Raw genomic sequence first — 26,935 nt, forward strand, 5'->3', positions numbered from 1 at the left:
CCCCAGAATGCGGGACTTTGAGAATCCAAAACGCTTTGGCTTGAAGTCTACCAAATTTGGGGGATTTAGGGGGCACGACAGACTGTGTCTTTCACGATCAATTTAGGAATGCTATCGCTTTTCTAGAAAGCTAGCTCATCTCGAATGTCGCGATCGCCCTTCAGACACATCTGAGGGCGATTTTTGTGGCTTAGCACTTGCCGCCGATTCTGTCTCTTAGGCGTTCTGGTCTAACCAAACTGTCAACTCTTCGATCTGCGTGAAATCTAATAATGCTTCACCTAATTCTTCGAGTTGCTCGATCGACAATGCCTCAACCTGGGCAGTTGTTTCTGGTGAAAGGGCACCGACTCGACGGGCGAGTTGTTTTAAGATCAGCGATCGACCTTCTTCTTGTCGCCCTTCCTGTTTTCCTCGCTGTTCTCCCAACCGTTCCCCTTCTCGCAAAATCTCCTGATACCAGGGTGACTCTCGCAGTACTGCCATATCCCACCTCATAATTTGCCGAACAATTTCACTTCCCAACACAAAACTAGCAAAAAATGCCAGTAATGATTCCAATTCGACCAATTGCTGATCCCCGCGCAATTGATTCAAGGCTCGCTGTACCACTGTAGTCTCCCCACCATTCTTCAACACGGGCACAAAGGGTAAGAGCGCATTCAGCGATTGCTCAAAGACGATCGAGGCTTCTATTTCCCATAGATTAATGACCTGGTAATCTTGCCGCGACTGTAGCCCCATGAAGTTGGATTCGTAGCGATCGAGAATCGTGACTGTAGATGCGGGGGGCAAGATGTTGATTAAAACCGGATAAATCGGGAGGCTATACTTCTCCTCAGCGAGGGCTGCATAGGCTCGCATTCGCACAGGCAGCTTGTCGTTGTAGCGCAACTGCAACTCATTGAGAATCAGAAACTCTCCCTGCGTGGGGCTGTAAGCTTTAACCAAAACATCATTTTCTCGGCTGACCCACTGAAAATCAGATCCGAGGATTTCTTGAGCAATCACATCGGGTTGCTGAGTCACCCATTGCACCCAAGCAGTCGGTGCCAGACTAATAAGACGTTTACCACCAATATCAGCTTTTTTGACCACGGACTATTTTAGAGAGTAGTTCAAAGAGTCTATCAGCTTTTGATTGATGTATAGCTTGACTACTGAAAACTATGGCGGCAGCACCAGCGATAACCTCAGCTTCCGTCGCTAACTTCCCATCTCCCAAACTTATGCTTGCTTGCCACTCTCACCTTTCATCACAGCAGAAGCAATCAAATGTGCGAGTCGCAAAGGTTCAGGAACATGCCCTCGATCCGTGACTCGCGTGAGAACTTTTGCTGTAATTTCTGGAGTTGCACCACAAACTTGAAAGACAAACGGATGAGCTTCGTAGATTGTCCCGGCACGAGCAATCATGGCTAATCGACGTTCCGGGTCAGGAAGTCGTTTCAAAGCATATTCTACTTTTTCGAGTTTGGGATAGCGGCGCATCACGCTCACACAAGGAAGCGCGATCGCGTTCGATAAAGTCGGCAAATCCACAATATTGAACCCACCCAGCGAAATCCCATCGAGTAAAACAATGTGTAGTTGCGGTAAAAATTTGCTGTTGAGTAAAACCTTTGTGATTGTCTCAGTCGCATCCCATCCATCCGGTTGAATCTCACTCCAAACCATTCCCTCGAATCGAGTCCCCGCACAGACCACTCCAGCGATCTGCACAGGATTCTCAGATTTACGAATAAAAGGCGCATCGTCAAAGCCGATCGCGCGAATTAAACGATTTTGTTCGAGTAGAGTTTCGAGATTCATCGATCGAGGTATCACAGATTGTTTTTATCTTACTTGGGTTGTTTCTGACCCTCCCCACCAACTGCCCAGTATGATCTATGATTTTGACGGCTCAATTACACGAATTTATGAATTCTCGTCATCTGGAAATTTTTCTCGATATTGCCACCGAAGCAGCGCTTTCCGCTGGAGCAATCTTGCAACAGTATTGGGGGAATCTCCAAGAGATCCGGGAGAAAGGACGACCGGGAGATTTAGTCACAGAGGCAGATAAAGCAGCGGAAGATGCAGTTTTAGCAGTCTTGAAGCGGCATGTGCCCGATCATCCGATTTTGGCAGAAGAGTCCGGGCAAATGGGCGATCGGCAAAGCGAATTCCTTTGGGCGATCGACCCACTCGATGGCACGACGAATTATGCTCATCAATATCCCTTTGTGGCGGTTTCAGTCGGGTTGTTGATTGAAGGTGTGCCGCAAGTTGGAGTCGTGTATAACCCGATCCATCAAGAGCTATTTCGAGCCGCAAAGGGATTGGGCGCGACTCAAAATCGGAAACCCATTCAGGTGTCTCAGACCCAAGAATTAGACCGGAGCCTGCTAGTCACAGGATTTGCTTACGATCGCCGTCAAACTTCGGATACGAACTATGCTGAGTTTTGTCATTTGACCCACTTAACTCAAGGCGTGCGTCGCGATGGAGCGGCAGCGTTGGATTTAGCGTATGTGGCTTGTGGGCGATTGGATGGATACTGGGAGCGGGGATTGTCAATGTGGGATATGGCAGCGGGAGTTGTATTAGTTGAAGAAGCGGGGGGACTCGTGACAGCTTACGACCAGTCGCCTGTGCAACTTGAGACCGGAAGAATTTTGGCGACGAACGGCAAGATTCATCAGCAATTAAGTCATGAATTGAGCCAAGTCAAGCCCATCTAAATTTAGGCACTCAATTGAGATTGACGAAGCACTGCTGTTTGAGTTGTGAATGCTCAAATGAATGGGGAGTAGAGAGCCACTAAAGGAATAATTCTCCACTCCCTACTCCCCACTTCACAACGGGTCTAAGGCTGCTATAGATGTTTTAACTCATTCGATCGAGCAGTTCATTGCCGCTCTGATGCAACCTGTGCAAAAAATTCCGCACCTGTCATATTGTGCGTTTCATTTGCAAAAGAGTAGTAGTCGGGCTTTTCGTCAATAAAAATCTGATGCTCGAAGTACAGATCCTCTGCATCATCAAACAGTCCCACAGGAATAAAGTATTGTTGATTCTGCTTCAATCGGTAAAAGAGGTGAGTACCACAGTTTCGACAAAAGCCGCGTTCTGCCCAGTCGGAGGATTGATAAATGCTAATATCTTCAGTGCCTTCAAAGTTGACCTCGCTCTCACAGTCGATCACAAGTAAAGCGCTTCCACCCCACTTTCTGCACATCCTACAGTGGCACGCTCCAATCTGATGATTCATCTTCGTCGTAGATAAGCTGACAGCTTGGCATAAGCAGCGACCTTGGGCAACATTTGACATCTGCACTACTCCGGTTTTGTCCTCAAATTGCTCAACAATCGTATCGAACAAATTTACTAATTTGTTCGATGTTTTCAAGAATCTTTATGATGATGCTCGGTTTTGCCTTCTAGTAAAATTTGTCTCAGATTGCAGATGAGCCGTCTTTTCGCTGACTCACCAGCACTTTATCCACACGATTGCCATCCATATCCATCACTTCAAACCGCAGAGTGTTCCACTCAAAATGTTCTGCAGAAACCGGAATATGTCCTAATCGCGTGATCACAAAGCCGCCCAGACTGTGATACTGATGATCGTCTTGGGGTAGATCTTCTAGGTCGAAGAGGTCTTTGAATTCTTCGATCGACAACATTCCATCCAGTAACCAGGAACCATCTTCACGCTGCACCGCTTGCGGATTCTCGACATGCTCAGACGGCAAATCACCGACGATCGCTTCCATAATGTCATTCAGCGTGACTAATCCTTGAATCGCGCCATATTCATCGACGACAAAGGTCATGTGCTGTCCTGACTTCTTAAATAGCTCTAAAACTTTTAGAGCATGAGTGTTCTCAGGAATAAACAAGGGGGCACTGGAAGCAGTAGTGAAATTGATCGATTCACCTGTGCTAGAGCGAGTGAAGAGTTCTTTCACTTTCACAACTCCCAAAACTGTATCTAAATCTCCCTGACAGACAGGAAAACGTGAGTACACACTGTTGTTGATTCGCGCTAGATTTTCCGCATCTGGCAGGTTCACATCAAGCCATACAATCTGTCGACGGTGGGTCATCAATGCGCCTACTATCAGATCATCTAGCTCAAACACTCGTTCAACAATTTCTTGCTCTGCCTCGTGAAACGTACCTGCTCGGGTTCCTTGGCTGATTAAAACCTGAATTTCTGCTTCAGTGATGGGTGGCTCTTCCGAAGGTCTGACTCCTAAAAGCCGCATCAAGGTATCGCTGGACAAACTGAGCAAAGATACGATCGGGGCAGCGAACTTTGAGAGCGATCGCATTGGCTTTGCAACATTTATAGCAATTTGCTCGGGTGCATTGAGCGCCAGTTGTTTCGGTACGAGTTCTCCGATTACGAGGGAAAGATAGGTGATGCAAGCGACAACAATACCGAGCGCTAATCCCTGGCTGTACGGTGCAACGGCAGGAATCGTTCGCAGCACTTCAGCGAGCTTTTCAGACAGAGTGGCTCCCCCAAATGCACCTGCAAAAATCCCCACAAGTGTAATTCCGATTTGCACAGTTGCGAGGAAGCGATTGGGCGATTCTGCTAGGGCAAGTGCTGTTCTTGCTTTGGTGTCTCCGTTCTCGGCGCGCTGCTGAAGTCGAATCTTGTTAGCCGATACGATCGCAATTTCTGACATTGCGAAGATACCGTTTGCAAAGATCAGCACCAGGATAATGAGGATTTCAAAGACGACGGAGTTCATAGGGAGCAAGCCACTATAGGTATCAACTCTAATCAATATATTCTCACTGGAAGAGTTTGTCGCCTTTTCGCGCGCATCAGTTGCTCATCCGGATTGCTCTAACTGCGATTTCCCGTTGTCAAATTCAGACTTGCGATAGATAGTCCACCTCACAAGTCAGTTCCTACCCAAATCGTTTCAATTTGTATCGTCTGTCTCAGCTGTGTGTAACTCCGCAATGCTGTTTCAATGGATATGAACTATCTGCGATTGAGCTTTTCGATCGCCTGTGCGGCTGTTCCAGCTCGTCTAAATTGAGAGAGCGCAACGGCTGCCTCGGCTCTGCTGACAGCTTTTTGCGGTTCATAGCGGGATCTCGCCCCGTAGACGCGCTCAAAATTCCTTCCACTCGCAGCATTGCCCAAATCAAAAGCAATATGGGTGAGGTAACGCTCACTCATGCGATCGGCATCCTGAAATCCTTTAGTTCGCTGAATGAAGTTCCGCAAGCTTTCGGCTGAACGGCTGCTATTGCCACTACCGCGAGAATCAACAGGCGATTTGAGGACAATCATCTCTTCACGGGTTAAGACCGCATCTGGTCGAAATGTCCCATCTTCATATCCCGCTAGAAATCCTGCATCATAAGCCGCTTGAATGTACCGAAAAGCAGGATGGGAGGGGGAAACATCCCGAAAGGCAGAACGAGATCGATCCGGCAGGCGAATCAGCGTCGGTTTGCGAACGTTGTGCGTTTGCAAGGCATTGTAAGACTTGACTAACCAAGTGATAAACTCAGCCCGTGTAATCGAAGATCGGGGTCGAAACCCACCAGAAGCGGGTTCGAGAACGCCTAATTGGGCAAGTTGGCGAATTTCAGTTTCGCCATCAACACCGCTAATATCTGTAAAGGCTAAGATTTGAGGCTGGATGCGTACAGATTGATTCAGATGAAGCAGAGATGGAGCGGCGATCGCAGTCTCGGTCTGTACCAGAGGAACTAGCATTGAGCAGACAGAGCCAAACACAGCGATCGTAGTTATGAAAGATTTCATCGTATTTCTCCAAATCAACATTGGCTAGACTCTCAAAGTCAAATTGGCAGTCGTGTTAGGGTCAAGCTATTGTCTTGAGTAACTGCCACAGTCATTTCATAGGATTGATCGGTATGAATTATGCTGATCTCGGCTTATTGGATATATCAAAGATCGACTTGGACCTTAGATCCTCCGGAAATTTCTGCTGAAGAAGACGGCGAATTTATCGTCAAGGCATGATCAGCGAAATTGTGTCTTTTTTGTCTTTAAGGATCTTTTCAAATTAAGATTTGCAAGGGATATTCCTATCGCTAGGTCAGTTTGTGCCCAAGTCTTGTAGATTTGTCTCGTCTGTCTCGGCGTTTTATAACTACACCCCATCCTTCGCAGAATCCTTATGGCTACCCTTTCCAGCGAACTTGAAAGATTTTTCTTTGACAACGATCGTTGGCAGCAACCTGACGCTAGCGAACTCATTGCTCACTCCTCAAATCTTCCAACCGATCACCGTTCTAGCGATGTCAAAGTTACTTTGAACGACATTCTTGACCTCGCAGGAGAGCGTACTTTTGGGTTTCTCTTTGTGCTGCTGTCGTTTCCATCTGCTCTCCCGATTCCGGCTCCAGGCTATTCGGTTCCTTTTGGAATTGCGATGTTGCTATTAGCTGTACAGTTGCTAGCTGGACGAGATCAACCTTGGTTTCCCAACAGTTGGCAGAATCATGGCTTTGCATTAAAGCAAGTTCGCCAAGTCCTCAAAGTAGGATTGCCTTGGCTACGACGGATTGAATCGATTTCTCGTCCGCGCTTGACTCAGGTTTGTACCAGTCTTCCTGGTCGCACAGTCATTGGCTTAGCAATCTCTCTGATGTCAATTTCGATGATGATTCCTATTCCCGGCACCAATACACTGCCAGCGATGGGGATCTTTGTCACGGGCTTTGGCTTGCTAGATGATGACGGAGCCATTAGTCTCGGTGGACTCGTTCTCTGCGTGTGTGGGTTTATTCTGTCGTCTTCGATTTTGCTCGCGATCGCGTTTGGTGGCACGAGTCTCCTCGATATGATCAAAGGTGCATTAGGGCGTTAAGTTTTAGAAATTCATGCTTCTTCTGATTTAGCAGCAATTTTTTAATAGAAATTGATGCACCATCGCTGGAAGTTCTGCTTAAAATCAGAAACGGACGGGGCGATTCGATATTTGTAGAAAGACAAACCAAGAGGTCAACATGGCTGCAAATCAAATCAAATCGTTTGCCCAAACCGCGAAAACGAATGCTGAACTCCAAGAAAAACTGAAAACCTGTGAGCGGGCAAAAGAACTAGTCGCGCTCAGTCAGGAATACGGGTTTGCTTTTGCGGAAGAAGAGCTTTATCCGCCCAATGAACCGCAATTTGATCCCGAACAGTTACATCCAAAGCTAGTAAAAGCACTACTTCGGTAGAGAACTGGACACAATGGCAGAGAGGCAACTCTCGGCCATTGTTAGCATGAAATTTTGACGGATTTAGTAGATGAGTACTAGGGTGCTTCTTCGTTCATAAATCTCTACTCTCTCTGTTGAGACGGTTTTGACTGGACGCGCTAGTGTAGTAGAACACGGTATTGGAGGCAAATAGGCTCAAATGGCTACAAAGCAGCAATTTAACAGCTTTGAGGAATTACTGACGGGTTCAGAGACACCGATTCTTGTAGACTTCTACGCGACTTGGTGCGGTCCTTGCCAAATGATGTCAGGGTTTCTCGATCTCGCAAAAGACGATTTAGACGGCACAGTAAAAATCGTTAAGATCGATGTAGATAAGTATCCTGAAATCGCTAGTCAGTACAGTATCACAGCATTACCCACCCTGGTGTTATTCAAGGAATCCCAGCCAGTCGATAAGATCGAAGGTGTGATTCGACCGAATCAACTCGTCGATCGCGTCCGGACGTTCCTCTAGAATCTTAGTTCGTACTCTAGTACGGCTTGGTTTTGACCAGAGAGGTCTGTTGAGCCTCGGAACAGGAAATTGTCGTTAATGCGGTAACGAAGACCGAATTGAGTGGGTTCATCCGCAGTCAGCACTCGCAATACTGATGCAGAAAGATTGCGAGTGATATCCACTCCCACCTCCGCGGCTAATCCAAGACTCGATTCTCGTCGCTCTTCATTTCTCAATAACGTGGGAAACAATCGAAAATCGCTGAGTCCGATCGCATTGCCAATAAAGCCTTGAATATTCGTTAACAACGCTGAGCCTGCTAGGTTAGCAATTCCTAACGGACTATCTCCCCGTCCAAGCGTATTGACAAATCCACCGCCAATCAGCGAAACAATCTCACTTGTGCTTCGGCTAGGACTACTCGTGAGTTCTAGATTCTGAAAGATTTGGCTAGCAGGTCCTGTCACATTCGCTTGAACTCGCACAGTTCGGAATGCGCCGAGACTCGAAGCAAAGAGTGAATCGTCTGTAAATTCTGCGGTTCCAGGTGTGGCGATGCGACTACGCGTTACTTCTGGTACAGAAGCAATTAACCGAATATTCAGAATCGGATCTAGCCCGCGATCGCGCTCAAACACCGCCGTTTGAGGATAGCCTCGCTCTAATACAAATTGCGTTGTAAACAGATTCACTTGTCCACTTCTCAGGCGCACTGTTCCTTCCGGTCTGAGAGCATTCAGCGTGCCATTGACGCTCAAGGTTCCAGTTGCCAGAAAATTAATCAAGGGGGCGCTGACAATTTGCAGGCGATTGCCTAAGACAATGTTTAAGTTTCTGAAGGTTAGATTTGTCTGATTGTCCGGCTGACTAGGACTCGCAGGTGGTTGAGCAGAACTCGCAGCATTATCTGGGAGTTGAACCTGTCCATTTGCCAGTTCAACTTGTCCACCAATTTCGGGTGCAAAGGCAGTTCCGGTGACTGTGATATTACCCGACACTCCGCCTTGATACAGTCCTTTACGATTGATAGCTAAGCGATCGAGGACTAATTGCAACGGATTTTCTGGATCAGCACTACTTTCTAGAAAAATCGGTAAGGTTCCTTTGGCAATCAGTTGTCCTTGGTTGAACTGTCCTTGCAGACTGTCGATCGTCAAGCGATCGCCATTCAGTTGAATATTGCCTGTTAAGCCTGTAATTGGCTCTTGCAGCGCAGTTGCTTCGATTGTGGCATCGGCAACCTGAATTGATCCAATGACTCTCGGACGCAGCAAGGTTCCACTGACATTCAGTTGGACGGTTCCTTGTCCCCCTCGCCAGGCAAGCTGTGGAACAAAGACATTCAGCACGGCTAAGCCTTCATTTTTGACATTGACATTCAGGCTGATATCACTACTATCAGGGCGAACACTATCGGGTAAGAACTGGTACGGAAAACTGCCTTCAATCAAAATCGGCTCAGTTGCAACTAAGCCAATGTTGCTGCCAAAGCTCAGTCGAGAGTTGGTATAGCTAAAGTTGCCAACCGCAGATTCAACTGTTTTGCCGTTGAGGAAACCATCTGTGACTTGAATCTGTCCAACTGCCGAGGGATTTGTCCGCGATCCACTGACGGTGACACTGGCATTGAGATTGCCATCAATCCCGAGCGGCAGCGGGTAGAACGGTTCAATCGCCGCGATCGGTAAGTTGCGTGCTTCCAACTGTCCGAACTGCGTTTCGCCCCCAAACTGCCCGGTTAGATTGATTTGAGAATCCCCAGATTGAATTCTTAAAGGCTCTAGAGTGACAATGCCATTGTCGAGCCTGCCGAGGGCAATCACACTCTCCGCTTTGAGTACGCGATCGTTGATCGGTTGCAGCTTGCCCTCTGTCACGGTCAAGAATGAGGGATAAGGGCGGAATTCAACCGCTTGTGCTCTGAGATCAAAATCGGCTTGAACGCCTTGATCCAGGGAAGCTGCAATTTTAATCGTTCCACCGAAGTTTCCGCGTAGATCAGCGATTTGAGGAATGCGATTGTTCTGAATGGCTTGAGCGTTGAGCTTCAATAGCTCGTTGATTTCAGCAAAGCGGCGCAGTTGATCGAACAAAGGAGCTTGAGGATTGCCAACGGGCACAGGGTTCAGAGCAGATGCGCGATCGTAACTTGGAGGCTGTGCGCCCCGTGTAAAATCTTGCAGATCGAAGAACTGTAAGCCACCGAGTACATCTTCGATTCTGCCTTGGGCAATGGCAATTTCACCATTAAATCTCGGTTGAGTTCTCAAGTCTACATTGCCGGAAATTCTGTACTGACTTTCTCCTCTCGTCAGCACGGTCTCGCTAAATTCAAAGACATTATTGCGATTGACAAACGTTGTTGCAGCTACATCGGTTTGGAAAGAGCCGAGCCGGAAGTTCTGAATCGAGGCTCTCCCATTCAAGACGCGCAATTGGTCGAGATCAATGTTGAGTGTTCCCGCTAAAGTTCCACCGATGCCACCATAAGGCGCAAGATTGACTCCAGGTAGAACAAGTCCAGTGATCGGAAATTGATTAATCGCAACTTGGAAAACATTGCCAACGGTCTTTCCGGCTAAGGTCGATGCCCCGCGCTGAACATTGAGCGATCGCGGTCGGAAGGTGGGATCTAAATCCAATGCAATTCGATCTTGAATGCCTGCTACTTTGAGATCAAAGCCTCTGGGTAACAGATTTAATGTTCCTCTGAGCAATGGATCGAACGTAATCCCATTCAGCGAAAAGTTTTTGACTGCAACATTGCTCACCACGTTTGGACTATCCGGCGTGCCCGTAATTCGTCCGACTAAATCGATTGCACCCGTCAGTTGCGTCACAGGCGGACGGGGAATTGGCAGATTAGACAGCGCATAGTTCGTGGCTCGAATGTTCAAATCCAAGCCTGTGATTTGAGGAGTTCCCTGCACATTTGCCAAAATCGTGCCATTTGCACGAAATCCTGGAGCCGTTGCTTGGGGAATGTTAAGCTTCTGACCATCCCAGTTGACTTGCGCCACAAGCGGCTGATCAATCAATGAAATGCCTTGAGACAATCTCACTTGTCCATCCGCGCGAATTGCATCGGGACGCAGATCGTTGATCAATCCTGCAACTCTGACATTCCCACTCAGATCTCCTCGCAGATCCGGTGAAAACTGTCTCAGTGCAATGCCCGCAATCTGAGTGTCTGCCTGCCATCGTCCCGCGATCGCATTAAAGTCAGCATTGATAAAACTATTCCCATTGGTCAGTCGAGCTTGTCCCCGTGCCTGAATCTTTTCTGGGCTAACATTCGTTAATGATCCAGCAAGCTGAGCATTTCCATTAATGACACCCTGAATCTGAGGCGAAAACTGGCTTGCTTGCACATTCGAGGCTTGCACAGTTCCTTGCCAACGTCCATTCAACGTTCGACCTTGAGCCGTGACCGTTCCGCCTGCAACTTGGAACACAGCATTGCGGACAATCGTATTGCCGCCGGTCACGACCACTTCACCCACGCCTGGATAAGTGGCTTCGGGGGCTTGAAACTGAGCGATCGTCTGCACTTGATCTAAGCGTCCAATCACCTGCCCACGGGCATTCACCCGTCCAACTGTGATCGGTAAAGTTCCAGAATTATAGAGTTTCGCGATCGCATCTCCGGGAAGGTTGCGAGCTTGATAATTGACGGCGATCGACTGGGGTGCATTTAAATCCAGCGTACCACTTGCCACAACTTCTCCACCGACTTCCGGAATCGCTCGAATGTTATTCAGAGCGAGATTCAGAGTTTTGCTATCTAGACGAAAATCAGTGCTTGCTTGTGTGAGATTAATGCGATCGACGCTGGCGATTTTCGTTGTTCTCGCTCGACCTGTAATCACGGGAGCGTCAATGGCTCCTGTCACTTTTACTTCTGCGGTTGCTTCACCAGCCGCCGCAAAAGGCAGTTCGACGTTGAACGTGTCAAAGAAATCTGCAATGCTCACTGCCTTTACATTCGCAGCAACATTGAAGCCTTTCTCAGTATCGATTTTGCCGTTCCCTGTAATTGGAATTTTTCCAAGTTGAGAGGTGACTTGCTCAAGTGTGATTAAGGTGTCATCGATCTGTAAGTTTCCGGCTGACTTTGCAAACGCTTGAGGCAGTTGTGGAATCTGAACGGTCACATCTTTGAAACTAGCGCTGCCTTTGACGATCGTGCGCTGATCGGGTCGGATCTGAACATTGACCGCCCCATTTGCTCGACCTTGCGGTAAATTAATCGGAAGTTTGACTAAGCGATCGATCTCCGTGACTGAAAAATTCTGTCCTCGAATGTCGAGATTAGAATTCAAGCCGTTTTTGACAATGGTTTCGCCTTTGATATCAAACTCGCCACCTTTTGTCGATTTGCCATCTAAGTCATAAGCAATCCGACGACTGTTATCAAAGAAATTCGCCACGCCTTCAACTTGCGTCAATGTGACGGGAATTCTTTGCTGACGAGCTTTTGGAAATGGATCGAGTTCTACATTGGCATCTTTGAAGCGAATTCTCTGAAGCTCAGTTTTGATAAATCCTTCTTCTTCCTGGGCTTTGATCTGAGTTTTAACCCAGGCTCCATCTTTCTCCTGATCCAAGTACACATCCGGCTGAACTAAGGTAATATCCAAGTTCAATTTGCGAGCCAACAAGACTTGCAGCAAATTAAATCCGACTTGTACCTGATCGACTGAGGCGCGATCGCGATCATTTTTCGTGGCTGGAATCGAGCTTTTGCCAAACTGTAATCCGGTGAGTGACCAGCGCTCAACTCGTCCTAATTCCACCGGACGATCGAGCAATTCACTCAAGTTATTCTGAACGAGCGGCGCAAGATCTTCTTGTACAAATTTTGACCCATACCAAATTCCGTACGCAATTCCGACTGCACCCAGAACTGCGATCGGGAGTCCGACTCGTCCAAGCAGCGTGAGCCACAACCGGCGACGGGCAGGAGATTGGGGGCGATTATTTGGATCAGGGGCTTGAGTCATCGGCTCGAACAGAGATAGAAAGCCAATCTATAGTTACCACACCTCAAGAAACTCTGGTGCAAATAATTTGACAGAATCTCTTGCTACTGTCTGGCTTCGGGCTGATCGGAATGAACGCTCGTACTCTATCACTTCTGATGGATTGATGAGGATCTTGCACGTTAGGGGAGTGGAGAGTCGGGGAAATGGCGCTCCATCCCTACCCGAATCTACGACTGCTACACACGTTCATCTTTTTTCTTGACAACTCGAAGTCATTCCGAGTACGATTTAAGGGTAAAGTTAATAACCGCTAGGAAAAAAGTTATGGCATTCGTCGATCGCTCAGGGCAAAAAGTTCCAGATGTCACGTTCCGCACTCGGGAGAACAATGAGTGGGTCAGCGTGACCGCTCACGAGTTATTTGCAGGAAAAACCGTGATCGTGTTCTCACTTCCCGGAGCTTTCACCCCAACCTGTTCATCTACGCACGTTCCTGGCTATAACGAACTTGCAAAAGTGTTCAAAGCGAATGGAGTCGATGACATTGTGTGCATCTCTGTCAATGATGCATTTGTCATGAATGAATGGTGCAAAGATCAAAACGCAGACTACATTCGGATGATTCCGGATGGGAACGGCGAATTCACAGATGGCATGGGCATGTTGGTCGATAAAAGCGACCTGGGATTTGGGAAAAGATCCTGGCGGTATTCCATGCTGGTGAAAGATGGCACGATCGAGAAAATGTTCATCGAACCTGAAGAACCGGGCGATCCATTCAAAGTATCGGATGCCGACACGATGCTGAAATACATCAATGAAACAGCCGAGAAGCCCAAAGCAATTTCACTGTTTACTAAAATTGGTTGTCCGTTCTGTGCAAAAGCGAAGCAGATGCTCAGCGATCGCGGATTCGACTACGAAGAAATTGTTTTAGGGCGCGATGCTAGCCCTCGGACTTTACGAGCAGTCACGGGTGCTTCAACGGTTCCGCAAGTCTTCGTTGAAGGCAACTTGATTGGGGGGTCTGAAGATCTAGCAGCTTATTTAGGCGCGAACTAAGCCATTGCGGTTTCAAGAAATGACAGGACTCGGTAAAGTGATGAACTACAATCGAGTCCTGTCATTTTTTGATCAAATTCATGCGTCAAAGTAGAACTTGGAAGACATTTGCGATTTTTTCGCTATTGGGGGTTGTTCTCAGTTGGCTGGTGAGTTGTGGCGGAGGTACGCCAAATGCGGGGACTTCAGCCACAGGGCAAATTGATTTTTGGACGATGCAACTGAGTCCGCAGTTTGATGACTATTTCAAATCTTTGTTTGCAAAGTTTGAACAGGAAAATCCTGGCGTTAAAGTTCGCTGGACAGATGTGCCTTGGGCAGAAATGGAGCGAAAAATTTTAACGTCGGTTGCGGCAAAGACGGCTCCGGATGTTGTCAATCTCAATCCTGGATTTGCCTCACAGCTTGCTGAGCGCAATGCCTGGATGATGCTTGATGAAAAGATTCCAGCCGATGTAAAAAATCAATATTTTCCTGGAATTTGGCAAGCGAGCACCTTAAATGGCAAAACGTTTGGGATTCCTTGGTATCTGACGACGCGCGTTGCCATTTACAACACGGATCTGCTGAAAAAAGCAGGCATTACAAAACCGCCTGCGACTTACGCTGAACTTGCACAAGCCGCAAAGCAGATCAAAGAGAAAACTGGAAAATACGCCTTTTTCGCAACCGTTGTTCCTAGTGATTCTGGTGAAGTGATGGAATCCTTTGTGCAAATGGGAGTGAAGCTGGTTGATGACCAGGGCAAAGCAGCTTTTAATTCGCCTCAAGGGAAAGCGGCGTTTCAGTATTGGGTGGATCTCTATCAGAATGGCTTGATGCCGAAAGAAGTGTTAACCGAAGGGCATCGTCATGCGATCGATCTTTATCAACAAGGCAATACGGCGATTTTGGCATCGGGAGCCGAATTTTTGAAATCGATCGCGAAAAATGCCCCGACGATCGCGCAAGCTTCAGAATCTGCGCCTCAAATCACAGGCGATACGCGCAAGAAAAATGTAGCGGTGATGAATGTCGCGATTCCCAGGGATACCGATCAACCCGATGCGGCGTTGAAGTTTGCACTGTTTCTGACCAATAATGCCAATCAGCTTGAATTTGCCAAAGCGGCGAATGTGTTGCCTTCGACTGTAAAAGCAGCCGAAGATCCTTATTTCACAAAATTACCTGAGAATGCAACTGGCATCGACAAAGCTAGAGTCGTGAGTGCTGGACAACTCAAAGAAGCAGAAGTCCTGATTCCTGTGATTAAGAACATCAAGACTTTGCAGCAAACCATTTACGAAAATCTGCAAGCAGCAATGCTGAAACAGAAGACCGTTGATCAAGCTTTGAGTGATGCAGCTCAGACTTGGAATGCTCGATCGTAAACAGAACTTTTTCAATCAATTTCCAGCAATGGGATGAACCCGCTTAGGCGGGTTTTGTTTTACGCATGAATCAAGTGATCTAAGGTCTGCAACAGGACTTGCTCGTTGTATGGTTTGGAGAAATAAGCCGCCGCACCAAGCTGATTCGCGAGCTGACGATGCTTATCTCCACTTCGAGAAGTCAGCATCGTCACCGGGATATGATTGAACTTCTGATTTGCTTTTAATTTTGTCAGTAACCCAAATCCATCTAACCTGGGCATCTCAATATCACAGACGATCGCTTGCACGGCTAAACCTGCTTCTAATCGCTCGATCGCATCTTGTCCGTCTTTCGCTTCTTCGACTTGATAGCCCGATCGAGAAAGCGTCAATGCTAGGAATCGTCGCACATTAATCGAATCATCGACCACGAGAACACTTGGCAAAGTCGGCAAAGAAACGCTGGAAGCCGCACTCAATAAGGCAGGTAAAGAAGGTTGGCTAGGCGGAGCCGTAACCTGATATAAGAACTCTGGAACATTCACCAACGGCACCACGCGCCCATCGCCCAAGATTGCACAACCATTAAAGCCATAAGGCAGAGGTAAGAGGTTGGAGAGCGATCGTACAGTGACTTCTTGATCCGTCCAACAGCGATCGACTTGTAGCGCTGTCAGTTTTCCGCCTTGCTGGATGATGACGACACTTTCAGAGTGCAGCAGAGGAGGTGTTTCATAGCTATGTCGAGCACGAATACAGTTGAAGTTCAGATGTCGCTGGAGTCGAATCAGAGAAATCGGCTGCCCCTGATACTCGATCGCTTCGCCAATTCCAGTTTGAATCACCTGCTCTGGTTCAAAGATCGTAACTTCAGCAATCGCTTCACTCGGAATTGCTAGCAACATGCCATGACTTTCCGCAAGGACTACGCGCACAGTGGAGAGCGTCGCTGGAACAGATAGTGTAAAGGTTGTGCCGACTCCGACTTGAGTATTAATCGTAATCTCGCCCCGAATCTGTTGCAGATGTGTGCGAACAACATCCATGCCGACCCCGCGCCCGGATAGTTCAGTGACACGATCGCTCGTACTAAACCCAGGCTCAAAGATCAGAGACAGTAATTCTGTTTCACTCGCAACTTCAAGTAAAGCCGGATCGAGTCCGATCTGAGCCGCGCGATCGCGAATTTTGTCGATCGCAATACCTTCGCCATCATCTCGAACTGTAATCAACGTCCGATTACCTTGCTGCATGGCTTGAATCTCAATCCGACCTTCTGGAGACTTACCGCGCTCAATTCGAGCTTCCGGCGTTTCAATTCCATGATCGAAGGCATTTCGGAGCAGATGCAGTAAGGGATCTTGCAACGTTTCGATCACACTGCGATCGAGCAAAATCGACTCCCCTGTGATCGTCAATTTTGCCTGCTTGCCATATTCCACACACCAGTCATGCAAAGCTCGCGGAAAGCGATCGACCAATTCTGCTAAAGGTCGCATCTTCAGGCGCGTAAATCCAGATTGCAGTTGCTTTGAGGATTTTGTTAAATTTCGAGCATTCTGCTCAGTCTCGTCTAAGCCTAAACTGAGATCATCTGCAACTTCCTGCAATTGCACAATCGTTTCGATGACTTGCTGAGAGAGCAAATGAATGTCTGTGTATTGATCCATTTCTAGCCGATCAAACTCTGTGAGTAGCGAACTACTTCTCACAGATGCAACGGCAACAGGGGCGTTTGTCAAAGCAACAGAATCGTAAACGGTTCTTAGCTCATAATTGACATGCTGTAACGTCTGAAGTCGTTGAGATAACTGGCGGATTAGACCTCGGAGTCGTTTCAAATTCAGATCCAGCCCGTTGCGATCGATCGTCAATTCACCAAACAAATCTTGTAAATGATTCAACTGACGCAGTGAAACTCTCACAGTGGTGTTGGGGTCTTCAACGTCAGCCGTGGCCGAAATCGTTTGTACAACTTGTGCAGGTATCGTTGGATTAATTTCAACTGCATCCATTTCCAGAGGAATCTGATCAAGCTGCCCTGCTAAAATTAAAACCTGTGCACGTCGCCAAGTTTGCAGTGCAGCCCGTGTAACAAAAATGAGTAAATCATTTGAAGCGGTAGCAATCTGTTGCTCGATCGTGTCACAAAGCTGACTAAAATCATGCAGCTGCAACATCTCGCCTAATCCGCCTAGCTCTTGTGCGAGTAAGGTTGCTTCTTCGCGCAGGCAAGACTGATTCGGGCTGTCAAGGACAGTCTCAAGACGCTGAAGGCATTCTTCGACTTCTGTTTCAAACAGCAAAGGAACTAAGTCTTGATTGTTCTCCATCGACAAAACGGATGCAGCCGTTTCATCTTGAGGATCGCCTAAACGCGATCGCAGTGCTGTGAAAATTGGCTCAACTTCTTTACTAATCCAAGTTGGATTAATTGCTTCACCATAGCGCTCAAAATCAACAATCTGATAGAGACAGCTTACAGCCAGCAGCAACAAGTGCCCAGTTTCCGCATCTGGTAAGGTACTATCGTTGATCTTAAAGACTTTCAGCGCATCTTCTAGATGATGCGCTAGCTCGCTGAGTAACTTAAAGCCCATCATTGCGGCTCCTCCTTTGAGCGAGTGCGTGACTCGGAGTGCCGCATTGATAGTCGTCGCATTGCTCGTCTGAGAAATTTCTAAAATCGAAGCTTCCAAGCTCGTAATATATTCTTGTGCTTCATCTAGAAACTGCCGCCGGATTTCGTTTTCCTTTTCGTTTGGCATAGGTCAAGATTGAAAGTTTGATGTGGGTTTGAAAATTTAGGTTCTCGAAATGTCTAGGAGTTCAGTCAGGTGAATCAGGCTCAACTTGACAAACCCCTAGTTCACCTTAAATGTCCCAACCGATTGTTGAAGTTCTTGAGCAATGTCTACCGTCTTCCGCAGTGAATTTGACACCTCAACCGACGAATCAGAAGTCCGCTCTGCAATCTGAGCAATATCCTGCATCAAATTCGTAATCGTATGAGACGTTTCAACCTGGGAAACCGTCGCCGTTGAGATAGACTGCACCAACTGATCAATCTGATGCGAGACAGAGACAATCTGTTCTAGACTTTGCTTCGCGTTTTCGACATAGTGCGTCACCTCAACGACCTGAGATGTTCCCTCTTCCATCGCTTCGACGACATCATTCGTTTCTCTTTGAATCCCTGCAACTAACTGTTCAATCTCATGAGTTGCGTCCGCTGCCCGTGCGGCTAGCGCCGCGACTTCTTCCGCGATCGCTGCAAATCCCTGGCTGTCATCGCCCGCTCGTGCTGCTTCAATTCCAGCATTAATCGCAAGTAAGTTCGTCTGAACCGTGATTTGATTAATCAACGAGACCGCTTTAGAAATCTGCTGCGAAGATTCTCCCAACCGTTTGACTTTCTTCGCAGTATCTCCGATCGTATGCCGCAATCCTAAGGTTTGCTGTACCGTCAACTCCATTGCAGTTCCACCTGTTTCTGCGGTCACGGCTGCCGTTCGACTGACTTCTGCAGCTTTCTGCGCACTTTGAGCCACCGCTTCGATCGATTCCATCATTTTCTGCACCGATTGAACGGTTGCCGAGGTTTCCTCCGCCTGTTTCAGCGCATCATGCGCCAACTCGCGCACGGCATATTCGTGGCTCCCGAGTGAAGAATTGACCTGGAGCGACGCTTCTTTCACTTGCCCGACTAAATGCTGGAGGTTTTCTACGATCGAGTTAAAGAAGTCTGCCACCGTCCCAATCTCGCCCGTTGTCACATCCGCCCGCACAGTCAAATCTCCCATGGCCGCCCGCTCTACATGGCGCAGCAGTTGCAGGAGTTGAGTTTGTAAGGCTTCTTGAGTTTGCTGACGTTCTTCTGCTAGGGCTTGAATACTTGTCACTCGCTGCTGCTGCTCGGTGAGCTTTACTTGCTCCAGCGCATTGCCTAAATGCACTGCAATCTGAGTGAACAAGTTAATTTCCCAAGACTCCCAGTAGTGCGGAGCCGTGCAATGATGCCCAACTAATAGCCCGATCAAATTGCCATCGACAACCATTGGAGCAACAATGTTAGCTTTCACCTGGAACGCTTCCAACTGCCCGCGATAGCACGGGTCGAGATCCGCATCTGCGATATTCGAGATCGTTTGCACATGCCCTTTCCGATACTTCTCGATGAAATGCTCTGCAAAACAGGGATCTGTAATCTGAGTGCCTAATGCTGCAGAAAACTCTAACCCAACAGATTCTGCGACAATTCGACCTTTCCAGTGCTCATCAAATAAGTAGACAATTGAGCGATCGACATCAATGAGCTTGCGAACTTCATTGACCCCCGCTTGCATAATCAAATTGAAGTCTAAAGTCTTGCGAATATTGAAAGTTGCTTCATTCAATCGCTGCAAGTTCTGTGAGGTCTGCGTTTGTTCAAAGATCAGCTTTTGCAGTTGCCCTGCCATGTAATTGATATTGCTCCCGAGCAAAGTAATCTCGTCATCACCAACCATTCGCAGTCGCGTATCGAGTTGCCCTTGCCCAATGCGCTGCACAGCTTTTGCAACTGACACAATTCGACGAGTGAGGCGATTTGCTAGGATCATTGCAATCCAACCGACAATCACAGTTACAATCACGCTACTCGTCGCTAAAGCAATGAGCAGAGTTTTACGGCTCTTAAAGGCATTCTCAACGTTGTTCCCGAGTACCAAATGCCAGTTTAGTTCCGGCAGATTGTCTAACTTTGTCCAAGGACTATACGTGAAAATGTACGCTCCTTGAGATTCACTCACCGATCTTGTATTCACTTTTGCCGCAGATGCAATCTGCGAAAATTCAGGAAATATGGCGGGCGCTTCTTGATTAAAGCGCTCTGGACGCGAGGTGAGAATGACTCGATTTGTCGCTGGATCAATGATGCTGTATTCTCGCCCAATCAGCGTGTAGGTCACGAGATGGTCAGACATTTTCTCGAGTGGTAAGGTCGCCCGCACAATCCCGATTGTTCTTCCGGTCTGAGTATCTCGCACTGGAGCTGTGAGAAAGACTTCAGTGCGTTTTCCATCCGCGCTTATCATCGGTTGACTAATTCCAGCACGGTTATTGCGAATGGCTTCTTGAAAGTAAGCTTGACCGATTTGATTGGAATTTGAGCGATCGCCTGCTTGCACAAGCACATTGCCATCGAGATCAAAGATGGCAACATCGCTGTAGTTGCCATAGGCTTGAGCGATGCGGGTGAGGGCAGCATTCCTATCTGCTTGGCTGGTTGCATTCCGGGGAGCAGTTTCGCTCAGCAATGGGAAGTTTGCCAACGCTTGAACTTCTGCATAGCGCTGTGACATGTATCGACTGATCAAATCGCTCAGTCGAGTTGCAGCTAATTGCTGTGCGCCAGTCACTTGCTGTGTGATTGCGTGATCTGCGAGAACGTAATTAATCGCGCCCATCGTCGCAATCGGAACTGTACTGAGTACAACTGCTAAGAGTGCAGTTCTTTGCTTTAAGCTCATGCGATTGAGCCAGTCGGGCAAGGCGCGACGCGATTGCAATCGCGCAGCATCCGCCATTGTATAGGCAGATTGAGTCGGGAACACTCTTGAATTTGTAGAAGACAATTGATCAACCATGAGTCAAGTAAGTATCTTGGGGAGAACGTGAATCGGGCAATATTGTTGAAGCTTGATGGTTTAAGCTTGAGGCTGAAAGTTCGGCGACTGAACGATCGCTTCAGCATCCAAGACAAATAACACTTCCTGTTTTTGCAACACACACCCGCTTAAGTAATGTGAGAATCTTGCAGTTGCATGACTGAGTGAAGGCTGGATATCGGCAGCGGGAAACCAGATGGAGCCATGAATGTGTTGAACGGCGATCGCAAAAGAGGTAGAACCGACCCGCAGAATTAGCAAATCCTGTGCGGATACTGGAGAATGAATCGGGGCAGGAATTCCGCCAACATCGAGTAGATTCGCCAGATCAATCACCCACATCACCTGTCCCTGACGATGCATCAGGCCCAGCACATAAGATGGCATATCAGGCATAGGGGTGAGTTGTTGCAGCGATCGAGAAATCGCTTCTCGCACATAAGTCATTGGAACGACAACAGAAATCTTTGCACCCAAATCAAATTTGAGATACATCTGCCCCAAGCGATCTGGGATTGGGCGCAGAGTAATTGCTGAACTTTGCATGTCTTCAGCCTCCTACAGATTGAACAGCACGGATAAACTGGTCACGGGTGAATGGTTTCGTGATGTAGACATCTGCGCCCTGCTTCATCCCCCAAAGTCGATCGATATCTTGGTTTTTGGAAGTGCAAATAATGATTGGGACATCTTCGGTTACGGGATGTTTTTTGAGTGCCCGACAGAGTGCAAAGCCGCTCATTCCGGGCATGACGACATCCGTCACGACAACATCAGGCTTCTGTTCTGCAACTTTGTCGAGTGCTTCTTTGGCACTCACAGCCTCAATCACGATGTAACCGCTTTCTTGTAAGTAGTGGCTGAGAAGCTCACGTTCTGACGGGGTATCTTCGACAATTAAAACTGTACTCATCATCGGTTAGTAAAGCCTAGGCGGGGTAAAGGTGGGAGTGGGGAGTAGAGAGGTGGGGAGTGGGGAGGTGGGGAGATGCTTCCTGTATTTCTCTCTATCCTCTTGTTGGAAGATACTGAGCTACAGTTTGAAGTAGGTCAGCTTGCGTAAACGGTTTTGTTAAATATCCAGACGCTCCCACTAATTTGGCTCTGGCTCGATCGATGAATCCAGTGTGTCCAGTCACCATGATGATCGGGGTTGCTTGAAAACCGGGATGTCGTCTCAACATCGAACAAAGCTCATATCCATCTAAGTTCGGCATCCCTACATCTAAGAGAATCAGATCCGGCTTCTGCCGCATGATTTGCATGACGGCTTTGAGAGGATCATGAATCATGAAGACCGTAAACTGCTCGTCAAGATAGCTTTGGATCGCTTGCAAAATTGAGGGGCTATCATCAATGCAAATGATTTTGTACGATCGTGTACAAGCTTGAACAGGCTTTGAGGGAACTTCTAAAGTCTGAATCGGACGCTCCATCACTGGGGCAACAGCAACTGTTCGATCTCCAAGTGTTCGATCGCCAACTGCTCGATCGCGGACTATCGTTGCCGTTGTTTTAGCAGGCTGATACCGTTGTGCAAGGAGCGGTAAAAGCTCAATTCGACAAAGCTCTGGATAGGGATCAAACTCTGCACGTTCAATGACTTGAGTTTCACCTTCATACAGCATCAAAAATCCGGTGAGCACTTCTTGAGCCAACTGCTTGATCAACTGTTGGGCTTCACTGATCGATAGATATTGTTGTTCGACTAATCTTAAAATCGCTTGATAATCCGGGCTAATCCGACTGTGATTAGTGAGCGGCTTACGATCGAACAAAGCACGAACCTGCGATCGTACTGCACCGCCTAGGGTGGGAATATGCTGACTCAACCGCCCCAAATGCCGATCTAGTCTTTCAAATGGGCTAAGAGAACTGGTGGCAAAGGTCAGTTCGCCTTCACTGAAGTAGATTGACCAGTCCGCAATACTGGTTTCGACTTTCAAGCATCCCGTCAAACGCTGATGAATGAGACGAAGCAGTAATCGGTGAGGATGCAGGCTGGGATAAGATTTGACCATGGCGCTGAATCACAACTTCAAGGATTTTTCATCTTTTTCGCCCTAGATTTGAATGTATGGCAAGTTTGAGCCTGATCTCAGGACTCTGAAACCACATATTCTTAGGCGAGTGGAAGTGCAACCCTGTTTTAGATTCGTTTGAGTTAATCTAAGCCCCTGATATTGCCGCAACAGCGATCGATCAAAATTCTGATTGATTAGGACAAGCGATAGATGCTGGTACACACGACTTAACTTATTTAAGAGCTTACTGGTATTTACGGAGAATGACAACCTTCTTAAGAGAATCTTGAAGATATGATTTAGCGGGAACGCTCAACTTTTCTCTAGCTGCGTATCTTCTAAAACCTAAGTCTCATCGCATTTTCGAGAGCTAGAGATTAAATTTTCTGCGAAAACGATCGCTTTTGATACCAATTTTCCTGGCTGATATTTCAGTATTTACCCTGAGAAAAATCTACGTAGAAACACGGTGTTCGATTATGAGAACTTTATTAACGACAGCATCAACTCCAGCCCTCGGTTTTTTCTGCTTCTTCAAAATTCAGATCTCACCCTGTTGATCCCAATAATCTGACTCTTGATAGATGTCGCTTTTTTGTCTCCCCGAAAACTCCCCGAATTCTCCCCCGCAATTTCACCCGAATTGAGTATTCTGAATTCAGAGAAATCTGGGAAATCTCTTTGCGTTCAAACGGCGCAAGAGCTTCGGTCGCTGGGAAAGGGAAGCGCTGCACTCTCCGTGAATGAGGAAATTGCAGTCGCAAACTAAATCAACCGAAGTTTCTCACCTGTTCGTAACGAGTTTCGCTTGATTCGTTGCGAGCAGGTTTTTTATGTCAAGGCTTGCCCTCCCTTCACCGCTCGCTATTTCAACTCTGACCATGTTTGAAGAAAAATATCACGGCTGGCTCATTGAGATTTTGACTGACGCAGAGGGGTACATCTTCAATTGCTGGCTTCCCGGCTGTCGTTTGGCGGTCAGCGATCGCCAAAATTACCCCACGCTGTTTTCGGCTCGCACGGCTGCCAAACGTCGCGCTGATCGCGAATCTGTGAAGTGGGCGTTGCAGCATTGTTATCAGACTTATCGTCAAGGCAACCTGAATTCCGAAGAGTTTCAGACTCTCGAAGAATTGATCAACCAAACCTTGTTGCCCAATTTGGAAGCTAACCTTGAGCAGAGGGTCTAACTCGCGTTCGATCGCTACAATAAGATCTGTCTTTTTTGGTTAGTCGATATTTTGAGCGCTACTTCTTCCCCTAAAATCGTTCTCGTCGATGGTCATTCGCTGGCATTTCGCGCCTATTATGCGTTTGCGAAAGGTCGCGATGGTGGATTGCGAACAAAATCTGGCATTCCGACGAGTGTATCTTACGGTTTTCTCAAAGCCTTGCTCGAAACGGTGGAAGCAGAAAAGCCGGATTATTTAGCGATCGCGTTTGATTTAGGAGGCGCAACGTACCGCCATGACGCAGACGAGACTTACAAAGCGGGTCGTCCTGAAACGCCAGAAGACTTTAAGCCAGATCTGGATAATCTCCAAGAAGTTTTGAAGGCGATGAATTTACCGATCGTCGTTGTCCCCGGATACGAAGCGGATGACGTAATCGGAACGATGGCGCGGCGAGCCAGTCAAGAAGGCTTCGACGTGAAGATTTTGAGTGGCGATCGAGATTTGTTTCAACTGGTTGATCCAGACGAAAAAGTCAAGATCTTATATATGAGTACCAGCTATGGCAAAGGCGCACCGCCTCCGAAAGAATTTGGAGTAGAAGAGGTGAAACTCAAGCTAGGGGTTTTGCCTTCTCAGGTCGTAGATTTCAAAGCGCTTTGTGGCGATACATCCGATAACATCCCTGGTGTAAAAGGGATTGGAGAGAAAACGGCAAGTCAGTTACTCAAAACATATGGATCATTAGAAAATGTCTACGCCTCGATCGAAGAAATCAAAGGTGCAGTCAGAAAGAAATTAGAAGAAGGAATCGATGCCGCGCGGCATTCTCAATGGATGGCGCAAATTCACTTAGATGTTCCCCTAGAAATTGATCCGGCTGATTGTAAACTTCAGGGATTCGATGAAGAAACACTCCTGCCATTAATTGAACGATTAGAATTCAAATCGTTTTATAACAAGATCGAGAAATGGAAGCGACAACTCAGTGGCGAATTGAGTACAACAGAAAGTGCAGCAAAATCAGCAACGAATACACCTGTTGTTAAACAATATACAGATGAGGATGTATGGTTTTTCAGCGCAGAAGATACGGCAAATGCTGAAAAGTTTGAATTAGTCGAGATTACTCCACAAATTATTGATACAGAAGCGAAACTAAAAGAACTCGTCGATCGCTTAAAAACGACAAAAGAAACGATCGCTTGGGATACTGAAACGACCGATCTTGATCCGATCAAAGCTGATTTAGTGGGAATTGGGTGCTGTTGGGGTGCAGAATCCGATGCGATGGCTTACATTCCGATCGGTCATATCGAAGGCACAAATCTCGATAAAGCGATCGTGCTCGAAGCGCTGCGTCCCATTCTTGAAGACGTGAAATATCCGAAGTCATTCCAGAATGCAAAATTCGATCGCTTAGTGTTTCGCTTTCAAGGAATCGAACTGGCTGGTGTTGTGTTCGACACAATGTTAGCCAGCTATGTTCTTAATCCTGAAGCGAGTCATAAACTTAGCGATCTCGGATATCGCAATTTAGGAATTCATGCAAAAGAATATACTGATCTCGTTCCCAAAGGTAAAACCATCGCTGATATTGCCATTCCTGCAGTCGCAGACTATTGCGGAATGGATGTTTACACTGTGTTTCGATTAGTTCCGCTTCTGAGATCGGAACTTGAAGCCATTCCTGCTCTCTACAAGCTGCTTTTAGAAATTGAACAGCCTTTAGAGCCTGTTTTAGCTGAGATGGAAGCGACCGGGGTGAGAATCGATCGAGATTATCTCGTCCAATTTTCAAAATCCTTAGAGACAGAACTAGCTGCGATCGAAGAACGCGCCTATGCCTCGGCAAATCAGAAATTTAGTCTCGGTTCTCCGAAACAATTGAGTGAGTTGTTATTTGAAAAACTAGGACTCGATAAAAAGAAATCTCGCAAAACGAAAACAGGGTATTCTACCGATGCTGCAACCCTGGAGAAATTACAAGGCGATCATCCCGTAGTCGATGCGATCGTGGAACATCGCACCTTATCAAAACTGAAATCAACCTATGTCGATGCGCTGCCAAATTTGATCAATCCGAAGACCGATCGCGTTCACACTGATTTCAATCAGGCAGTCACTTCTACAGGTCGGCTATCCTCGTCTGATCCTAACTTGCAGAACATTCCGATTCGGACAGCATTTAGTCGCCAAATCCGTAAGGCGTTCATTCCTGAAGACGGGTGGCTTATGGTTGCGGCAGACTATTCTCAAATCGAGTTGAGAATTTTAGCGCATCTGAGCCAAGAGCCTGTCTTGCTGGAGACCTATCGCAACAATGAAGATGTTCACTCTCTCACTGCTCGACTATTAATGGAGAAAGATGAAATCTCCTCAGAAGAACGGCGGCTCGGAAAGATTATTAACTTCGGCGTGATTTACGGCATGGGAGCGCAGCGATTTGCGCGAGAAGCAGGCGTTCCAACCTCTCAGGCGAAGACCTTTATTGAACGATTTAACGATCGCTATTCCCGCGTTTTCGAGTATTTGCAGCAGATGCAACGAGAAGCGATTGCCAATGGCTATGTTGAAACGATCAAAGGGCGACGACGCTATTTTAATTTCACGTCTGAGTCACTTCTCAAACTGCGGGGCACATCACCTGACACGATTAAACTCGATCAGATCAAACTGCGTGACCAATTTGAAGCTCAAGCTCTCAGAGCCGCTGCAAATGCACCGATTCAAGGGTCTAGCGCTGACATCATCAAAATTGCAATGGCGAACTTACATGAAGTGTTGAAAGCTTATCCAGCGAGATTGCTCTTGCAAGTACATGATGAATTGGTGTTTGAAGTCGAACCGGATGCTTGGCAAGAATTACAGCCCAAAATTAAGTCCGTAATGGAAAATGCCGTTTCGTTGAGCGTGCCTTTAGTGGTTGATATTCGATCGGGCAATAACTGGATGGAAACAAAATAATTACCTGTATCCTCGACGTGTTTAAAGCTGCGATG

The 26,935-nt window shown here is 47.3% G+C and carries 19 protein-coding genes; 8 read left to right on the forward strand and 11 right to left on the reverse strand.

Translation table 11 applies throughout. The features are described from left to right. Positions 1 to 216 precede the first annotated feature (216 nt). The gene (locus tag LEPBO_RS0103375; RefSeq protein WP_017286124.1) at positions 217 to 1,098 is read right to left on the reverse strand and encodes a DUF4351 domain-containing protein; all 882 of its coding nucleotides are present in this window, start codon (positions 1,096 to 1,098) and stop codon (positions 217 to 219) included. 129 nt (positions 1,099 to 1,227) lie between these two features. Next, positions 1,228 to 1,812 carry an endonuclease dU gene (locus LEPBO_RS0103380; RefSeq protein ID WP_017286125.1) on the reverse strand — a complete coding sequence of 195 codons (585 nt, stop codon included), beginning with the start codon at positions 1,810 to 1,812 and terminating at the stop codon, positions 1,228 to 1,230. Between the two features lie 107 nt (positions 1,813 to 1,919). Here LEPBO_RS0103380 and LEPBO_RS0103385 point away from each other — a divergent pair, with 107 nt between their 5' ends. After that, positions 1,920 to 2,723: an inositol monophosphatase family protein gene (locus LEPBO_RS0103385; RefSeq protein ID WP_017286126.1), complete on the forward strand. Its 804-nt coding sequence runs from the start codon at positions 1,920 to 1,922 to the stop codon at positions 2,721 to 2,723. A 167-nt stretch (positions 2,724 to 2,890) separates the two neighbouring features. Here LEPBO_RS0103385 and LEPBO_RS0103390 read toward each other — a convergent pair whose 3' ends face one another. From LEPBO_RS0103390 to LEPBO_RS36015, 3 genes are all read right to left on the reverse strand, one after another. After that, complete coding sequence (locus LEPBO_RS0103390) at positions 2,891 to 3,313, reverse strand: GFA family protein (RefSeq protein ID WP_026148393.1); 423 nt, start codon at positions 3,311 to 3,313, stop codon at positions 2,891 to 2,893. Positions 3,314 to 3,437: 124 nt separating this feature from the next. Continuing rightward, complete coding sequence (locus tag LEPBO_RS0103395; RefSeq protein ID WP_017286128.1) at positions 3,438 to 4,748, reverse strand: hemolysin family protein; 1,311 nt, start codon at positions 4,746 to 4,748, stop codon at positions 3,438 to 3,440. 239 nt (positions 4,749 to 4,987) lie between these two features. Beyond that, positions 4,988 to 5,782, reverse strand: coding sequence for an S-layer homology domain-containing protein (locus tag LEPBO_RS36015; RefSeq protein WP_197693292.1), 795 nt, complete (start codon positions 5,780 to 5,782; stop codon positions 4,988 to 4,990). 379 nt (positions 5,783 to 6,161) lie between these two features. Between LEPBO_RS36015 and LEPBO_RS0103410 the strand changes: the two genes are divergently transcribed. The 3 genes from LEPBO_RS0103410 (at position 6,162) to trxA (ending at position 7,708) form a co-directional block, all read left to right on the forward strand. Further along, positions 6,162 to 6,854, forward strand: coding sequence for an exopolysaccharide biosynthesis protein (locus tag LEPBO_RS0103410; RefSeq protein ID WP_017286131.1), 693 nt, complete (start codon positions 6,162 to 6,164; stop codon positions 6,852 to 6,854). A gap of 139 nt (positions 6,855 to 6,993) precedes the next feature. Further along, positions 6,994 to 7,209, forward strand: coding sequence for a Nif11-like leader peptide family natural product precursor (locus tag LEPBO_RS0103415; protein WP_017286132.1), 216 nt, complete (start codon positions 6,994 to 6,996; stop codon positions 7,207 to 7,209). A gap of 181 nt (positions 7,210 to 7,390) precedes the next feature. Beyond that, a complete protein-coding gene (gene trxA, locus LEPBO_RS0103420) occupies positions 7,391 to 7,708 on the forward strand; it encodes a thioredoxin (RefSeq protein ID WP_017286133.1) in 318 nt (105 codons plus the stop codon). Here trxA and LEPBO_RS0103425 read toward each other — a convergent pair. Further along, on the reverse strand, positions 7,705 to 12,693 hold the full coding sequence (locus LEPBO_RS0103425) for a translocation/assembly module TamB domain-containing protein (RefSeq protein WP_017286134.1): 4,989 nt from the start codon (positions 12,691 to 12,693) through the stop codon (positions 7,705 to 7,707). The two genes, trxA and LEPBO_RS0103425, sit on opposite strands and share 4 nt — an antisense overlap. A 306-nt stretch (positions 12,694 to 12,999) precedes the next feature. Between LEPBO_RS0103425 and LEPBO_RS0103430 the strand changes: the two genes are divergently transcribed. Next, positions 13,000 to 13,737 (forward strand): glutathione peroxidase, encoded by a 738-nt coding sequence (locus LEPBO_RS0103430; protein WP_017286135.1) that lies wholly within the window; start codon positions 13,000 to 13,002, stop codon positions 13,735 to 13,737. Positions 13,738 to 13,817: 80 nt separating this feature from the next. Then, a complete protein-coding gene (locus LEPBO_RS0103435) occupies positions 13,818 to 15,107 on the forward strand; it encodes an ABC transporter substrate-binding protein (protein WP_017286136.1) in 1,290 nt (429 codons plus the stop codon). 59 nt (positions 15,108 to 15,166) lie between these two features. Here LEPBO_RS0103435 and LEPBO_RS0103440 read toward each other — a convergent pair whose 3' ends face one another. From LEPBO_RS0103440 to LEPBO_RS0103460, 5 genes are all read right to left on the reverse strand, one after another. Next, entirely contained in the window at positions 15,167 to 17,857 is a 2,691-nt protein-coding gene (locus LEPBO_RS0103440; protein ID WP_017286137.1) for a hybrid sensor histidine kinase/response regulator, read from the reverse strand. 96 nt (positions 17,858 to 17,953) lie between these two features. Next, a complete protein-coding gene (locus LEPBO_RS36020) occupies positions 17,954 to 20,716 on the reverse strand; it encodes a methyl-accepting chemotaxis protein (protein WP_081614719.1) in 2,763 nt (920 codons plus the stop codon). A 60-nt stretch (positions 20,717 to 20,776) separates the two neighbouring features. After that, positions 20,777 to 21,283 carry a chemotaxis protein CheW gene (locus tag LEPBO_RS0103450; protein ID WP_017286139.1) on the reverse strand — a complete coding sequence of 169 codons (507 nt, stop codon included), beginning with the start codon at positions 21,281 to 21,283 and terminating at the stop codon, positions 20,777 to 20,779. A 4-nt stretch (positions 21,284 to 21,287) separates the two neighbouring features. Next, entirely contained in the window at positions 21,288 to 21,653 is a 366-nt protein-coding gene (locus tag LEPBO_RS0103455; protein WP_071596139.1) for a response regulator transcription factor, read from the reverse strand. Between the two features lie 91 nt (positions 21,654 to 21,744). Continuing rightward, positions 21,745 to 22,758, reverse strand: coding sequence for a response regulator (locus LEPBO_RS0103460; protein WP_017286141.1), 1,014 nt, complete (start codon positions 22,756 to 22,758; stop codon positions 21,745 to 21,747). Positions 22,759 to 23,594: 836 nt separating this feature from the next. Between LEPBO_RS0103460 and LEPBO_RS36025 the strand changes: the two genes are divergently transcribed. Then, on the forward strand, positions 23,595 to 23,951 hold the full coding sequence (locus LEPBO_RS36025; RefSeq protein ID WP_144056137.1) for a hypothetical protein: 357 nt from the start codon (positions 23,595 to 23,597) through the stop codon (positions 23,949 to 23,951). A gap of 51 nt (positions 23,952 to 24,002) precedes the next feature. Then, entirely contained in the window at positions 24,003 to 26,900 is a 2,898-nt protein-coding gene (gene polA, locus LEPBO_RS0103470; protein WP_017286144.1) for a DNA polymerase I, read from the forward strand. Positions 26,901 to 26,935: the final 35 nt, after the last annotated feature.

It is taken from the genome of Leptolyngbya boryana PCC 6306, assembly GCF_000353285.1.
GTDB classification, from domain to species: Bacteria; Cyanobacteriota; Cyanobacteriia; order Leptolyngbyales; family Leptolyngbyaceae; genus Leptolyngbya; species Leptolyngbya boryana.

Coding starts and splice junctions, on each gene's coding strand:
- LEPBO_RS0103380 (WP_017286125.1), bottom strand. CDS start 1,812: ATGAATCTCGAAACTCTACTCGAACAAAATCGTTTAATTCGCGCGATC.
- LEPBO_RS0103385 (WP_017286126.1), top strand. CDS start 1,920: ATGAATTCTCGTCATCTGGAAATTTTTCTCGATATTGCCACCGAAGCA.
- LEPBO_RS0103390 (WP_026148393.1), bottom strand. CDS start 3,313: ATGTCAAATGTTGCCCAAGGTCGCTGCTTATGCCAAGCTGTCAGCTTA.
- LEPBO_RS0103395 (WP_017286128.1), bottom strand. CDS start 4,748: ATGAACTCCGTCGTCTTTGAAATCCTCATTATCCTGGTGCTGATCTTT.
- LEPBO_RS36015 (WP_197693292.1), bottom strand. CDS start 5,782: ATGAAATCTTTCATAACTACGATCGCTGTGTTTGGCTCTGTCTGCTCA.
- LEPBO_RS0103410 (WP_017286131.1), top strand. CDS start 6,162: ATGGCTACCCTTTCCAGCGAACTTGAAAGATTTTTCTTTGACAACGAT.
- LEPBO_RS0103415 (WP_017286132.1), top strand. CDS start 6,994: ATGGCTGCAAATCAAATCAAATCGTTTGCCCAAACCGCGAAAACGAAT.
- trxA (WP_017286133.1), top strand. CDS start 7,391: ATGGCTACAAAGCAGCAATTTAACAGCTTTGAGGAATTACTGACGGGT.
- LEPBO_RS0103425 (WP_017286134.1), bottom strand. CDS start 12,693: ATGACTCAAGCCCCTGATCCAAATAATCGCCCCCAATCTCCTGCCCGT.
- LEPBO_RS0103430 (WP_017286135.1), top strand. CDS start 13,000: ATGGCATTCGTCGATCGCTCAGGGCAAAAAGTTCCAGATGTCACGTTC.
- LEPBO_RS0103435 (WP_017286136.1), top strand. CDS start 13,818: ATGCGTCAAAGTAGAACTTGGAAGACATTTGCGATTTTTTCGCTATTG.
- LEPBO_RS0103440 (WP_017286137.1), bottom strand. CDS start 17,857: ATGCCAAACGAAAAGGAAAACGAAATCCGGCGGCAGTTTCTAGATGAA.
- LEPBO_RS36020 (WP_081614719.1), bottom strand. CDS start 20,716: ATGGTTGATCAATTGTCTTCTACAAATTCAAGAGTGTTCCCGACTCAA.
- LEPBO_RS0103450 (WP_017286139.1), bottom strand. CDS start 21,283: ATGCAAAGTTCAGCAATTACTCTGCGCCCAATCCCAGATCGCTTGGGG.
- LEPBO_RS0103455 (WP_071596139.1), bottom strand. CDS start 21,653: ATGATGAGTACAGTTTTAATTGTCGAAGATACCCCGTCAGAACGTGAG.
- LEPBO_RS0103460 (WP_017286141.1), bottom strand. CDS start 22,758: ATGGTCAAATCTTATCCCAGCCTGCATCCTCACCGATTACTGCTTCGT.
- LEPBO_RS36025 (WP_144056137.1), top strand. CDS start 23,595: ATGTCAAGGCTTGCCCTCCCTTCACCGCTCGCTATTTCAACTCTGACC.